The 14,158-nt window shown below is 58.3% G+C and carries 12 protein-coding genes; 6 read left to right on the top strand and 6 right to left on the bottom strand.

The annotated features are described in order from the left end of the window. The first annotated feature begins 4 nt into the window (after nt 1–4). Together OHL23_RS27835 and OHL23_RS27830 are read left to right on the top strand one after the other, a co-directional pair. Nucleotides 5–367: a PadR family transcriptional regulator gene (locus OHL23_RS27835; RefSeq protein ID WP_263355360.1), complete on the top strand. Its 363-nt coding sequence runs from the start codon at nt 5–7 to the stop codon at nt 365–367. Continuing rightward, complete coding sequence (locus tag OHL23_RS27830; protein WP_263355359.1) at nt 364–1,482, top strand: alpha/beta fold hydrolase; 1,119 nt, start codon at nt 364–366, stop codon at nt 1,480–1,482. The genes OHL23_RS27835 and OHL23_RS27830 overlap by 4 nt, the downstream gene beginning before the upstream one ends. A 193-nt stretch (nt 1,483–1,675) precedes the next feature. On the opposite strand, the gene OHL23_RS27825 is transcribed toward OHL23_RS27830, so the two are convergent. Next, on the bottom strand, nt 1,676–4,363 hold the full coding sequence (locus OHL23_RS27825) for a [protein-PII] uridylyltransferase family protein (protein WP_263355358.1): 2,688 nt from the start codon (nt 4,361–4,363) through the stop codon (nt 1,676–1,678). Between the two features lie 334 nt (nt 4,364–4,697). On the opposite strand from OHL23_RS27825, the gene OHL23_RS27820 reads away from it, so the two are divergent. After that, nucleotides 4,698–7,148 (top strand): ABC transporter permease, encoded by a 2,451-nt coding sequence (locus tag OHL23_RS27820; protein WP_263355357.1) that lies wholly within the window; start codon nt 4,698–4,700, stop codon nt 7,146–7,148. A gap of 2 nt (nt 7,149–7,150) precedes the next feature. Here OHL23_RS27820 and OHL23_RS27815 read toward each other — a convergent pair whose 3' ends face one another. From OHL23_RS27815 to OHL23_RS27795, 5 genes are all read right to left on the bottom strand, one after another. Continuing rightward, nucleotides 7,151–8,068 carry a D-hexose-6-phosphate mutarotase gene (locus OHL23_RS27815; RefSeq protein WP_263355356.1) on the bottom strand — a complete coding sequence of 306 codons (918 nt, stop codon included), beginning with the start codon at nt 8,066–8,068 and terminating at the stop codon, nt 7,151–7,153. Continuing rightward, nucleotides 8,065–8,532 carry a type II toxin-antitoxin system VapC family toxin gene (locus OHL23_RS27810; RefSeq protein ID WP_263355355.1) on the bottom strand — a complete coding sequence of 156 codons (468 nt, stop codon included), beginning with the start codon at nt 8,530–8,532 and terminating at the stop codon, nt 8,065–8,067. Before OHL23_RS27810 ends, OHL23_RS27815 begins: the two co-directional genes overlap by 4 nt. Further along, nucleotides 8,532–8,783 (bottom strand): hypothetical protein, encoded by a 252-nt coding sequence (locus OHL23_RS27805; protein WP_263355354.1) that lies wholly within the window; start codon nt 8,781–8,783, stop codon nt 8,532–8,534. The genes OHL23_RS27810 and OHL23_RS27805 overlap by 1 nt, the downstream gene beginning before the upstream one ends. A 103-nt stretch (nt 8,784–8,886) precedes the next feature. After that, nucleotides 8,887–9,225, bottom strand: a complete 339-nt coding sequence (locus OHL23_RS27800; RefSeq protein ID WP_263355353.1) for a P-II family nitrogen regulator — start codon at nt 9,223–9,225, stop codon at nt 8,887–8,889. Nucleotides 9,226–9,409: 184 nt separating this feature from the next. Further along, nucleotides 9,410–10,801: an ammonium transporter gene (locus tag OHL23_RS27795; RefSeq protein WP_396127438.1), complete on the bottom strand. Its 1,392-nt coding sequence runs from the start codon at nt 10,799–10,801 to the stop codon at nt 9,410–9,412. Nucleotides 10,802–11,093: 292 nt separating this feature from the next. Between OHL23_RS27795 and OHL23_RS27790 the strand changes: the two genes are divergently transcribed. The 3 genes from OHL23_RS27790 (at nt 11,094) to OHL23_RS27780 (ending at nt 14,118) form a co-directional block, all read left to right on the top strand. Then, nucleotides 11,094–11,426: a hypothetical protein gene (locus OHL23_RS27790; protein WP_263355351.1), complete on the top strand. Its 333-nt coding sequence runs from the start codon at nt 11,094–11,096 to the stop codon at nt 11,424–11,426. Nucleotides 11,427–11,543: 117 nt separating this feature from the next. After that, a complete protein-coding gene (locus OHL23_RS27785) occupies nt 11,544–12,158 on the top strand; it encodes an NADH-quinone oxidoreductase subunit B (protein WP_263355411.1) in 615 nt (204 codons plus the stop codon). Nucleotides 12,159–12,453: 295 nt separating this feature from the next. Further along, nucleotides 12,454–14,118, top strand: a complete 1,665-nt coding sequence (locus tag OHL23_RS27780; RefSeq protein WP_263355350.1) for an OmpA family protein — start codon at nt 12,454–12,456, stop codon at nt 14,116–14,118. Nucleotides 14,119–14,158: the final 40 nt, after the last annotated feature.

Here is a 14,158-nt window from a genome sequence, read left to right as displayed (position 1 = left end):
ACGGATGAATCCATCAATTTCAGTCAAGAAGGATTTGCAGGAGATGCTGCCGCTTTCGCCAGCGGTCTTCTTCGTACTTTTTGCTCTCGCGGACGGCGAGAAGCATGGATACCTGATCATGCAGCAGGTAAAAGTCTTGTCGGATGGCAAACTCTCAATGGGTCCCGCGACCCTCTATACCACAATCCAAAAACTTGCGGACCAGTCGTTCATTGAAGAGGTAGAGAACGACAGCCAAGACCGTCGTCGAAACTATCGCCTCACGCAGGCGGGCAAGCAACTGCTCAACGCGGAGTTTTCGAGGCAAAACGAGGTTCTTCTTTTAGCGAAGGCCAAGAAGGTGTTTCCACTGGGAGGTAAAGCATGAGCTTTGTCCTCGAACTAAGTTGCTGGGTCTATAAACGGATGCTCCCGCTGTATACAGATAATCTTCGCTACCGGTACGGCGATGAGATGGAACAGCTCTTCAGGGAGCAGCTTTTGGATGCCGGTAAGGAAGGGGTCTCGGGAATTGGAAGGGTCTGGCAATCTGCCATCGGTGAAACGATCTCTTTGGTAGCCCCGAGCTGCGTTGCAGCCTTTTCTCTATGGAGTGCCGCGACTGTATTGTCCTGTTCGCTCATCCTCTTAACCTCATTTGGCTTCTGTACCTTCGGAAACGCTGGTGTTGTCTATGGCTGCACAAAAGAACCGGGGCCGCAGACCACGCAGCAGAGCAGTTCCGTGCCGGGAGGCCATTTAGTTTCGATCTCTCAAGGTCACAAGATGTTCATCGAGTGCACAGGAGAATCGCACGGAAGGCCAACCGTAATTCTGGCGACGGGCCGAGGGCTCGGTAGTTATCAGGATTGGTCCCTAGTCCAGTCGCGTGTCTCGGAGTTTGCACGCGTGTGCAGCTACGATCCGCTTGGCTTTGGTGAGAGCGATCATATTCAGGGCGATCATTCGATAAGCGAGGTCGTCGAGAACATGCACGATCTCTTCCAATCCGCGCAACTGCCAGGTCCCTACCTTCTTGTTGGGGCCTCGGCGGGGGGAGTTCTCATTCGCCATTATGAGGAGCAGTATCCCGCCGACGTCACGGGTTTTGTCTTTGTGGACTCCTCTCACGAAGAAGCTGTGTGGAGAGATGCCGCCATCTCCCCCGCGTTTCCCGGTTCAGACATGGATATGGAAAGCCTTCAGCGTGAAGGTCTGCTCCCGCCACAGCAACACCTCACTTGGCATGACGATGTCCCCATGATCGTCCTCGAGCGAGGGGAACGGGCTCCCTGCAGCGCCTTCCCTGGGCTTACCCAAACGCAGTGCGACCAGATCAATGAAGCCTGGCACAGTTTTCAGGTCGATCTTTCTCACCGGTCAAAGTACGCGCAACTCCGTATCATTGCCGGTGCGGGCCATCGCATGCATCAAGAAAAGCCCGAAGCGATCTCCCAGGCCATTCATGATGTTTTGGAGGAAGTGAAGAAGCAGAAACCATAACGAAGCGAGGAAGCTGGTTTCTCCTTCTTATGTCTGACATCCTTCACGTAACCATTGCAAATCGCCTAGCCACTCGCGGATCGTGCGGGGCAAATATGTCGCTCTAATTGAATTACTGCAAAAGGGAGAAAGGCGACGATTGCCCAGTGAACCTTTGCGTTTCCGGATGAGTCGAGAATCGGCGAACCTGACATTAAAGGTTCTGTGGCTGGGGAAGAATTTTATCTAATGCATGTTTTAGGTTCTGGGCTAATGTTTGCTGGATTTCCGGGGTTAGTTTTTGGCTGTATTGGGTCAGGTAGAAGACGTCGATTGCTGTTTCGCCTTCGGTGTCGACTAATGCTACTTCGATGTTGCAGTCGTGGTTGTGCAGGACCAGGGCTATCTGGCGAAGCAGGCCGGGGGTGTCTTGCGCCACTACTTGCAGCAGGGTGCTGTGTTTGCTGGATTCGGAGTCGAATTCCAGCCGTGTGGGGACTTCGACCTTTACGGTGCCGTTTCTTGGGGTCTGGCGGCGGTTGGCCAGCAGTTGCTCGATTTGGGTTTTGGAGGAAGTGATTCCGAGCGACAGAATCTCTCTGACATTGACTGTGAAGCGGTCTTTTTCCTCGGGGTTGAGTTCGAGGGTGCGGAAGGTGTCGGTGAACTGGAAGCTGTCGACGATGATTCCTGCTTCGTTGGCGAAGGCGTCCGCTTTGACGATATTCATGCCCCAGGCCGCCAGGGTTCCGGCGACGTCGGCAAAGAGGCGGCTGCGGTCGCGGGCGATGACGGTCAACTCCAGTAGCTGGCGATGCGGGCGGAGATCGAGCTGGATGGGCTCGAATTGGTTCTGGTCGACTTTGGCTGCGAGCAGGAAGTGGTTGCGGATCTGCTCGGGCAGGCGGGTTTGCAGGTAGCGCTGGGGCAGGCCTTCGAGGAATTTACGGATGGCTTTTTCCTGAGTAGGAAACTTCGCTTCGCCTGGGCCAGGAAGCATAGCTCCGATGCGGTAAAGGAGCGTGGGGTCGAGGTCGGCGTGGTAACGGACTTCGTCGACGCTGCGGTCCATGAAATTGGCGGTGGACATGTAGAGCTGCCAGAGGTTTTCCGCTTTCCATGGAGTGAGCGCGTCGGGATGGACTGCCTTGATATCCGCGTAGGTGATGAGGGTGAGCATCTTGAGGAGCAGCGGCGAGCCGACGCGTTCGCTCAGGGTGTGCACGTTGTCGGTGTCAAAGATGTCGCGGCGCAGGGCGCTGGACATTTCGAGATGGCTGCGGATGAGTTTGCGGACGATTTCTCGCTCTTCGATATCGAAGTCGAGGCGGGCTAGGAAGCTGTCGGCGAGTTCGACGCTTTGGGCGGTGTGTTCGCCGTTGCGGCGGGCTTTGCCGGTGTCGTGGAGCAGAAGCGCGAGCAGGAGCAGGTCGAGCCGGTCGATTTCAGGAAGGAGCGTGGCGAGGCGCTGTTCGTAATCTTCGACGGGGCGGCGGAGTGCGTGGACGTTGTCGATTGTGAGAAAGGTATGTTCGTCGACTGTGTAGCGGTGGTAGCTGTCGCGGATGACGAGTGCATCGATGCCGTGGAACTCGGGGATGAGCATCTCCAGAATGCCGAGGGCGTGCATGGTGCGCAGCGCATGGGCGGCGTGGGGGCCGAGGAGGACTTCGCGGAGGCAGTTCCAGAGATAGGGCCCCTCGGGAGTGTGGATGGCGAGGACGGGCAGGGCGTCGGTGATGCGGTCTTCGGCGGCCTGGGTGAGGGTATAGCCGTGGTTGCTGATGATGGCGAAGATACGCAGGAGACCGTCGGTGTCGGAAAATTGGGCCGTGGGCGAAATGTCGATGCGGCCCTGGTCGAGCGAGAAGTCGGTGCCCTGGATGGGACTGCGGCGCTTGCGGAACTGCTTGTAGAAGCTGACGGGCGCAGGCAGGTGCTCCATGAGCAGGACGGCGCGGCGGTAGATGGTGCGCGCGTGCCGGTAGTAGGTGCGCATCCAGTAGGCGGGGTCGGCGGTGCCGCGGGTTTCGAGGCCGACGCTGTTGGCTGCGGCTTCATCCTGGGATTGCCAGTCGAGCGTGTTGTCGTCGCGACCGTGGCGGAAGTGCAGGAAACAGCGGGCGGCGGAGAGGAAGTCGAAGGCCGCTTCGGCGTCACCGTGGGCGGACTGCCAGCCTAAAGCTGAGGCTTTGTCGCTGGAGCCAGCGCCGCTGCGCTGTTTGGGCCATTCCTTGTGTTCTTTGAGGTGAAAGAGGAGGGCGAACCAGGGAGCGAGGTTGAAATCACGCAGGCCGCCCGGACACTCTTTCAGGTTGGGTTCGAGATGAAAGATGGTGTTGCCGTACTTGGCGTGGCGGCTGCGGGCGATTTCGCCGAGTTTCTGGGCGATTTCGTTCCATTCGCTGAGGACGAGGCCGGGGAAGGTTTCGTTGTGGAGCTTTTGATAGAGAGGGAAGTTGCCTGCGAGGAAGCGATGGTCGAATGTCGACAGGGTGAACTCGAGGTTGTCGGGATCGAAGCGGCTGCATTCCTTGAGGGTGCGGGTGGCGGGGCTGGCGCGCAGGCCAATGTCCCACATGGCCTGGTTGAGGGCTCGAATGGCGGGACGGGTGTTTTTTTCCGTGTCGTCATCGGTGCAGGCAAAGAGGACATCAATGTCGGAGAACGGGAAGAGGTCTTTGCGGCCGTATCCGCCGAGTGCGAGCATGCTGACTTTGGCGCTGGCGTCTGCGCCGAAGGCTCGCCGCCATAGCTCGATGAGCAGGCGGTCGACGATCGAAGAGCGGCGGCGGATGGCGGCGGTGCCGTCGCCGGTGCGGTCGTAGGTCTGGCGGACGAGCGCCATCTGCTGGATGTATTGGTCTCTCAGGTCGTCGATGACGAGGGCGGCTGCTTGCAAAAACGGCTCCGGGATTTCGCGTATGAGTGGGTGCTGATATGAAGAACGGCCGGTAAAAATTCCGGCCAATTTAGGATCAGGGACACTTTGAGGATAAGCGAAAACTTTCGCACGATGGGAAAGAAAGCGCGAGGTGCGGGTTCGGTGTGTCCCGTAGGCTGGTCGGACGCTTCCGCGGAACCGAAAGCGAAAGCGTACCCTTGTCCGGAAACGGGCGTGGATTTGCGGGAACGGACACTGTTTTCATGATCAATCAGGCAAGTTGTGCGGAAAGGTCAATGATTTTTGGTGAACAACGTGCTGTCCCAGTGCGTAGAGGTAAAGGGAGGAACGCATGGATGCTGTGATTGCGAATCTTCGCTACGCCGTGCGGCAGCTTTGGCGGGCGCGTACCTTTACGATCGTCACGATTCTGACGCTGGCTTTGGGCGTGGGAGCGAATACGGCGATTTTCAGCGTGGTGCAGGCGGTTCTGCTGCAACCGGCTGGGGTGGACGATCCGGCGCGGGTGGCTTCCTTTCACGCGCGGTATATTCAGCTGAATCTGCCCAGTATCGGCGTCTCGGCGCCGGATTTTGCTGACGCTGTCTCGTTGAGTTCCATCGTCGAATCGGGAGCTTTGGTCCAGCCCAATAGCTTCAATGCCACCTTCGCCGGACGCACCCAGCATTTGCGGGCGGGCATGACGACCTGGCGGTGGTTCCAGGTTTTTGGCGCGAAGCCGATTCTCGGCCGCACGTACGCTCCCGAAGAAGACCAGAAGGGCGCCAACCAGGTGGTGGTGCTGAGCTACGCTACGTGGCAGGAGTTTTTTGGCGGACAGCCTGACGCCATCGGCAAGTCGCTATTGCTGGACGGCAAATCGTATCGGGTCATTGGTGTCATGCGCAGCGACTTCGATTGGCCACGCAATGAGCAGATGTGGATTCCGCTTGGCCTGACCTCGAAAGACTACGACCAGTCGAATCGTTTCAACGAGTCGTACGACTCGGTGCTGCGTCTGCGGCCGGGCGCGAACGTAGCCCAACTGAACGCCGCATTGGAGCAAAAGCGGCTGGAAGAGATTCGCCGCGAGGGCACGGGCAGTTTCGGGCTCAGCTCGGAGTGGGGCATGTTCGCCCAGCCCTGGACCAAGGATGCCGCCGGTGACCTGCGCAAGCCGCTGGTTGCCCTATTTGCGGTGGTCGCGATGATCCTGCTGATCGCCTGCGCCAACATTTCAGGCCTGATGCTGGCAAGAGCCTCGACGCGAACACGAGAGCTGGCAATCCGCACCGCGCTGGGCGCATCGCTGCGGCAGATCACGGCCCAATTCGTGACAGAGACTGCGCTGCTTGCGGGTGCAGCTACCTTGATTGCCGTGCTGTCGGGGCCGGCGTTTGGCAGGCTGCTTTTGCTGGCGATTCCTCACGATCTGGCGGCGGGTTTCGCTGTCCACGGCAGTTTTGGACTTGTCCTGGTGGCAGCGGGGTTCGGTCTGGTCACATCGTTGCTTTCAGGCCTCGCACCGATCCTGCAGGTTGCGCGGTCGTACAAGGAACTGCGCTTGACCGAACAGAGCAAGAGCGCTACTGCGGGCCCGGCGCGGCAGCGCTTTCGCAGCGCGCTGGTCACAGCCGAAATTGCGCTGGCCTTCCTGCTGGTTGCGGGCGCGGGCCTTTTTCTTTCCAGCCTGAAGGAGCTTCAGAATGTCGCGCCAGGATTCAGTCCGACCGGTGTTCTCACAGGAAGCGTGACTTTGAATGCCTCGAACTATCGTGATCAGCCGGGCATCGATCGCGGCACCAAAGAAGCCAACTTTTTGCAAAACGTGACCTCACGTCTGAGCCAGCAGCCGGGAGTGGTTGCGGCTGCTGCGGTCTATCCGCTGCCGTTTGGTCAAGGGCAGTACCCGTCGTCGAGCTTTGAGATCGAGAATCGACCCCAGAAGCCCAACGATCCCGGACCGCATAGCGATGACCGGGAGGCGACCCCGGACTTCCTTCGAGCAATGCAGATTCCGCTTCTGAACGGACGATGGTTTACCGAGGAAGACCGGACGGGACATCCGCGCGTAGCCGTGGTCGACGATATGCTGGCTCGCGCCTACTGGCCTGGCCAGAGTCCCGTTGGAAAGCGCGTTCGGCAGGGCTCCGGTTCTCCCTGGGTTGAGATTGTCGGCGTGGTTGGCCACGTGCGGCGGGACTCCCTCGAAATGGACGAAAACAAAGGCGTCGTCTATACGCCGATGGCGCAGAACCCGGTGGACGAAGCAGCTTTTGTGGTGCGAACCACGATTGCCCCCGACGCCATGCGCGCTACGCTGGCCGAGGCGGTGCAGACGGCTGACTCTGCGGAAGCTGTTTACGACGTGCACACGCTCGACAGCCTGGTAAACGACTCGTTGGCCGCAAGGCGCTTGCTGGTGGGGCTCCTCACGCTATTTGGCGGATTGGCGCTATTGCTGGCGGCGATCGGCATCTACGGCCTGCTCAGCTTCAGCGCGACGCAGCGGACAACTGAGATCGGGATTCGCATGGCTCTCGGCGCGCAACGCTGGCAGGTAATTGCGCTCGTCCTACGCCAGTCTTTCACCCTGATCGGCCTTGGAATGGTGGCGGGTTTGGCGCTCACGTTCGTGACACAGCGTATCCTGACCCATACCTTCGCAGCGATGAATACGGGGATGTCCAGCTCGATGCTGTTGGCTGGATTCAGCCTGGTGCTGGTGGCGGCTTTAGCGGCAGCTCTTCCGGCGAATCGCTCGGCAAGCGTGAATCCGGTGGTTGCGCTGAGGAATGAGTAAGGCTAAACCGCTGAGTTGTTGATGACGTGGATCATCGCCGTCATCGCATGTTCCTTACCGGGGGCCAGCGTGACAGCTCCACTGAGGATGTTGCTGGCTTCCACGCATGCCATTTGTCGCCACTCGTCGTCGCCCAGGTCGGCGAGTTTGGCGGCGTCTTCCTGCCACGGGTTCCAGACGACTGTGGTGAGAGAGTTCTGTTTTTCCAGGCGGATACGCCGCTTGAGAACTGGATCGACGATCTCGACCGGGCTTTGGGTGTTGAGGTAGGCGTTGTCGGTGGCCTGAGTGAGCAGGACATCGCCCGATTGCAGCTTCTGTTTGTTGGCGTCTCGATTGTCGAGGAATGCGACGCCATCGAGGCCGGCAATGCGAAGGTTTGTGGCGTCTCCTACGCGGTTGTAGGTGTGCAGGGCCTCTTCGAAATGGAACGGTGCGGAGCCGGTATTGGAGACGATCAGTTCGAGCTTCAGTTCGGCGCCGACAGTGATTCTATGAACGAGGCGGAAGTCGAATGGCCACCATTTTCTGCTCTCCGCGTCGCTTTCGGTGGCGAGGGTTATGACAACCGAGTCCTGTTCCTGGGTGAGAGCTTCGAGCTTCCAGGCTTTGGTGCGGACGAAGCCGTGCGCAGGAGCTTTTGCATCGTCCGACTTGGCCCGGAACCATGGAAAGCAGATCGGGATGCCGCCGCGAATGGCGCGTCCTTCTTCCCAGTGTGATTGCTGGCTGAGAAAGATTACTTCCTCTGAACCGGCCGGCTGCCAGGATGTTAGCTGCGCGCCATGGAGGTAGATTTCTGCGGATGCCGCAGAGGATGTGATTTGCACCTTGGGCAGGCCGCCGTTGCCGGGCACGATCTGGGCAATGGCGGGAATGGCGAAGCGGTCATTCCAGTTGCCGATGGAGGTATTGTTCATGGATTTACCTTGTTTGGGGCTATCTGGCTGGGGTGGATTGCGGTGAGACCCTCAAACCTACTGAAGTCAGAACCGTTGAAGGTGAGGATGTGTGTAATGCTGTGCACATACATGGCCGCGGCCAGCCTCGCATCATGCACCTGAATGCCTGATACCCTGTGCTTTACAACGATTGTTCGCCATCTGTGATAGATAGCTTCGTTGTCTGCCAGAGGAATGAAGATTCGCTCAATTTCCTGCGCGTTATTCTCCGTCTCTTCTACCGTCAGACCAAAGCCGTTTCGCTCTTTCGGGCGAGTCGAGGCATTCCAAAACTCGGCCATGTTTTGCAAGGTGTAACCCAGACCGACACCATTTTCTTTCAGGGTGTTGATGGCTCCGCGCACGAGCGGATATTCCGGATGGTCCCTTTTTACAAGGCGAATCAATATGTTGGTGTCGGCCAAATACAGCGAACCGGCCATCAATCACGGTCCTCGTAAAAACTTTCACGCGCAAATGACTGGATAGGGTGCGAGGGAATCTTGTCTGAATACCGGGTAAGCGCATCCAGCGCGGCGTTGAACTCTTCAGAGGTCAATTCCTGCGATGCGCCGGATGTTTGCAGCTTGGAGGCCTGATCAGCGATCAATCTCTGGACGTAATTTTCCGGCGTGATGCCGCGAGCCTGGACTTGGGCGGCGAACTCATCGGGAATGGTTACGGTGATCTGCATGGATTTAGCCTAGCAGAGGGCCGATCAACAATACCACTGTTGCCGGGATTTGCAGTCGAAGGCCTCGTCGTAAGGCCTTTGACTATGGCTGTATCTGGACGGTCTAAAGGGCGGATTCGCCGTGTTCGTCGTTGCGGATACGGATGGCTTCGTCGATGCGTGTGACGAAGATTTTGCCGTCGCCGATTTTGCCGGTGCGGGCTGCGCCGATGATCGCTGCGATGGTCTTTTCGCGCAGGTCGTCTGGCACAACGATTTCGATTTTAACTTTGGGCAGGAGGTCGACGGTGTATTCACGGCCGCGATAGAACTCGGTGTGGCCCTTCTGGCGGCCGTGACCGCGCGCTTCCAGGATCGTCATGCCCTCGATGCCTGCTTCGAGCAGGGCGTCCTTGACTGCGTCCAGCTTGGAGGGCTGGAGAATTGCTTCAATCTTTTGCATAAAACCAAAAACCTCGCGCGAAAGTTGCTCGCGTTGACAGCGTCTAGCGTATCAGGTTGGTGTGAAAGCGGAATCCCATAAAGCGATCAATTCGATAAGGAATCCGCCTTGGTACTCTTTTTGAAAATGCAGCGTTCCAGGGAAGGTTGCATTTTCGTTCCGCTAAGGATGACGACAGGATTGGTTAAGAGCCGAAATCGTAGCCTTCTTCTCCATGTTGCGTGAGGTCGAGGCCGGTAGCTTCGTCTTCGGCAGAGAGGCGCAAACCGAGAGTCTTGTCGATAACAAAAAGAAGAATCAAAGTTCCGACGATGGAGATGGCCCAGGCTATGGCGATGCCAATCAACTGATTCACGAGTTGATGCCAGTTGCCTTCGATCGCTCCGGTGGGCAGCGGATTTCCGTTTGCATCCTTTCCGAAGATGGGGTTGATGGCTGAGACGGCGAAAACCCCGGTGAGGATCGCTCCGAGGGTTCCGCCTGCTCCGTGAACGCCGAAAGCGTCGAGCGAGTCGTCGTAGCGGAAGTGATTCTTGACGCGGGTGACCATGAGGAAGCAGAAGACTCCGGCGATCAGCCCGATGAGCAGGGCCGGCATCGGCTGGACGAAGCCAGAGGCCGGGGTGATGGCGACGAGGCCGGCGACGGCTCCGGAGATGGCGCCGAGCGCGCTGGGCTTGCCGTTGTGCATCCATTCGGCGACGGACCAGCTGATGGCTGCCGCTGCGGCGGCGAAGTGGGTGGCGACGAAGGCGGATGTGGCGAGCCCGCTGGCGTTGAGCGCGGAGCCCGCGTTGAATCCGAACCAGCCTACCCAGAGCAGGCAGGCTCCGACGAAGCTGAGCACCATCGAATGTGGCGGCATGGCGGTCTTTGGATAGCCGATGCGTTTGCCGAGGTAGATCGCGGTGACCAGGGCTGAGACTCCGGAGGTGACATGCACGACAGTACCGCCGGCGAAGTCAAGACAAGGGAAACGGCCCCCGGCGGCATTGAGCAGGCCGCCAACTCCCCAGACCATGTGGGCCATGGGACTATAGACGAAGATCGACCAGAGGATGAGAAACAAGGCCATGGCGCTGAACTTCATCCGTTCGGCGAAGGCTCCAGTAATGAGCGCCGGAGTGATGATGGCGAACATCAACTGGTAGATCATGTAGGTCTGATGGGGAATGGTGGGAGCGTAGTCGGCGTTGGGCGTGAGGCCGACACCGCGCAGGAAGAGATGCTCGAATCCGCCGATGAAGCTTGTGCCGTGTCCGAAGGCCAGCGAGTAGCTCACCAGCGCCCAGAGCACGGTGATGATGCCCATCATGGCAAAGCTCTGCATCAACGTCCCGAGGACATTCTTGGTGCGGACGAGGCCGCCGTAATATAGGGCCAGGCCAGGGCCGGTCATCATCAGAACGAGTGCGGCTGAGACGAGCATCCATGCGTTGTCGGCCGAGCCCTGCGCGTCTGAGACGGATTTTTGGAGAGCTGCGATCTGGGCTTGCGTTGCCGGAGCGCTGGCGGATGGCTGCGCTGCCGGGGAAGTGATGGACGGACCGGCTTGCGCCAGGGAAACGACTGGCAACAGCGATGTGCCGACGGCCCCTAGCAAGAAGAAAACAAGAGTTCGGATTAAATACTGAGATTTCATTTCGAATTGATTGTATTGCGAAGGATGCCTGGGAACATAAGGAGACCATTTGGAAATGGTTCGTAGTTGTAAAACTGCTATGTTGGGAGAAAATCCATCCGGACAATTGGCGCCCGGCGCAGAATTGGGGCGATTCCCGAAAGAAGTCTGAATGAATCAGCGAAGAGCTTCCAGCACGCCTGATGACGCACGGCGGAGCGGTGCAAGTCTTCAAAATGTCAGGCGTATGAGTCTGTTTTTATTTACTCTCGTGATTCCTGCGATCGTGAAGGCGGATTCTGCGGCGCAGAGTAAGGCGGCGAGCGAGTTACTGACGATGGCTGGTAAGTCGACGAAACTGGGTAACGGGCAGTTTGATGTGCTCGACGCGAAACTTGCGGCCGGAATCGCTGACCCTCCCGAGTATGCGCGGCAATGGGGCAGCGCACTTGAGCAATGTGCCTCACATAGTGGAACAAAGCGGCGGCCCGCCGAGTGCACTTGGAAAGTTACGTTGGATTCGATTCGACGCCATTTTTATGGCTTCCCATCGATTGGAAGACGCCTCATGGCGTCCTAAGCACGGCGGCAAATTGTGCACAATGAGACACTTCTAGTCGGACCTCTCAGAGAAAAGCTGCGTGAGGAACATAGGAAAGTGTTCAAAATGTCTCGTTTGCGTCGTATACTTGAAACCATGTCTGAGACTGTCGGGGCGGGGAGTTCGAGCGAAAATCGGGGCACTGGCCCGGACAAGGACCAGTATCTCTTTGGATCACTTGAGAGCAGTGCCAGGAATCGCGCCAAGGTGCGCGAGGTAAGTTACGGCTTTGAGCAGCCGGAGGGTGTCTTTCTCACCTCTCTGGATTTCGCTGTGAACTGGATTAGGAAGAGCTCGGTATGGCCGATGACCTTTGGCTTGGCCTGCTGCGCCATCGAGATGATGTCGATGGGCGCGTCTCGATTCGATATCGCGCGATTTGGCGCGGAGGTGTTCCGCCCTTCGCCGCGGCAATCGGATTTGATGATTATCGCTGGACGCGTTTCTCAGAAAATGGCGCCGGTGATCCAGCGTCTTTATGAGCAGATGCCCGAGCCCAAGTGGGTCATTTCGATGGGCGCCTGCGCAACTTCAGGTGGCGTATTCAATAACTACGCGTTGGTTCAGGGTGTGAATCAGGTGATTCCCGTGGATGTCTATGTCCCCGGATGTCCTCCGCGTCCCGAGCAGCTTATGTACGCCATTACATTGCTTCAGGAAAAAATCAAACGTGAGCGTGGAAGTCTGTTGAAGGCTCTGAACATAGGTTAGTAGGTCTTGTCACGCCTTGGACCGAAGGACTCTGAGTTCTGTTCGTCTTGCAAAGCGATTCGCCAGGGGAGTAGCGGGCGCGCTTGTAAACATTAACGCATAGGGCAACTTACTGAAGAAATTTGTGTTCCGCGCTTTTCGCCCTATGGTAACTTGAGACTGTTGCATCAGTTTTAAGATTCATCTGCTTCTGTTCAAAGAATTCATGGCCCGTACTCAGGCGGGCGAAACAATCCACGAGTTGAAAACTTGAATTGGCGCAGTCGCATTTCAAGCATGGTTGCGGAGGAAACGTATGAATTTTCGTGTTACGAAGTCTGTGGTTCTGGCGGTTGCGGCAGCGGCCACTATGATGTCCGCGGGCGCATTTGCTCAGGACAAGCCAGCCGCGAAGGCCCCCGCGGACGCTTCCGCGTCACGCTGGGATATCTTCGCTGGCTATAGCTACCTGGCGCCCCATGGCACGGTGCAGGTGGAGCAGTCGGACGGATCAATCCAGCCGGTTCAGTACAAGTCGGTGAACGTCGGCGCGATCTTTAGCGGCGCTTATTACTTCAATAAGTACGTGGGTGCTCAGGTCGAAATCGGCGAACATGAGTTCAATGGCAGTCTAGGCGGCCAGGATAACGACAGCTTCGTGACGGGTGCAGCCGGTCTGATCTTCCGGTATCCGACTGCCGACATTACACCATTCGCTCACGCGTTGGTGGGAGCGGCTGATATTGGTGGGCCGGAACACGAGGCAGATACCTGGGGGCCGGCACTTACGGTTGGCGGCGGCATGGACTACAACACGCCTCTGTTTCACCACCACCTCGCGATCCGCCTCTTCCAGGCAGATTACGAATACATGCATGCGGACTTTGGCCCAGTGGAATTCGGTGGCCGTGCGAACATCAACGCGGCGCGCCTGAGCGCGGGCGTGGTTTGGCACATTGGCTCCATCGTTCCGCCGCCTCCAGTGACGCTGGCTTGCTCGGCGAGCCCCGCATCGGTGTTCCCCGGCGAGCCTGTAACGATCACGGCTACCGCCGACATGCTGAATCCGAAGCTTAAGGCTGTTTACACATTTACCGGTGAGGGCGTAACTGGATCCGGCACGACGGCAACGGTTGCGACGGCGAATCTTGCGCCCGGCTCGCACACGGTCAAGTGCAATGTAACGGAAGGCCCGAAGCCCGGTCAGTCCGCCGACGCGCAGGCCACCTTCACCGTGAAGGCTTTCGAGCCCCCGACAGTGAGCTGCTCGGCGAATCCGTCGACGATCAAGCCGGGTGACACCAGCACGATCACGGCGACTGGCGTAAGCCCGCAGAGCCGTCCTCTGACCTACAGCTACTCGGCTACCGCCGGTTCTGTCAGCGGTACCGGAGCCTCGGCAACATACTCGTCGGCAGGCGCAGCCTCCGGCACGGTCACAGTGACTTGCACCACGACAGACGACAAGGGGCAAAGCGCGAACTCTACGACCTCGATCTCAATCGAAGCTCCGTATGTCCCGCCGCCGCCGACCGTCTCCTCGCTCTGCTCGCTCACCTTCGACAAGGACAAGAAGCGTCCAACCCGCGTAGACAACGAAGCCAAGGCCTGCCTCGACGACGTTGCCCTGACACTGCAGAGCAAGTCGGATGCCGCTCTCGCCGTAGTTGGCGAATCGACGGCGGAAGAGAAGGCTCCTCCGAAGCACGCGAAGAAACATGCCGTGCCTGAGGACTTCGCTGCACAGCGCGCAGTCAACGCCAAGGACTACCTGGTAACCGAGAAGGGCATTGATGCCTCGCGCATCACGGTCTACACCGGTACCGGCGATGACAAGAAGGTGGAAGACTACCTGGTGCCATCTGGCGCGACCTTCGATGTAGCTGGCGCGACCAAGGTCACTGCGGAAGTGAAGCCACAGACCCGCAAGCCGCTCGCTGAAAGGCATCACCCCAGGAAAAAGGCAGCGGCCGCACAGTAGCAAGCTGTGAAACCGAACCGGGGCGGAGGCTCAAGTCAGT

The sequence above is a fragment of the Acidicapsa acidisoli genome, from assembly GCF_025685625.1.
GTDB classification, from domain to species: Bacteria; Acidobacteriota; Terriglobia; order Terriglobales; family Acidobacteriaceae; genus Acidicapsa; species Acidicapsa acidisoli.
This window is presented reverse-complemented; position numbering and strand designations above follow the sequence as displayed.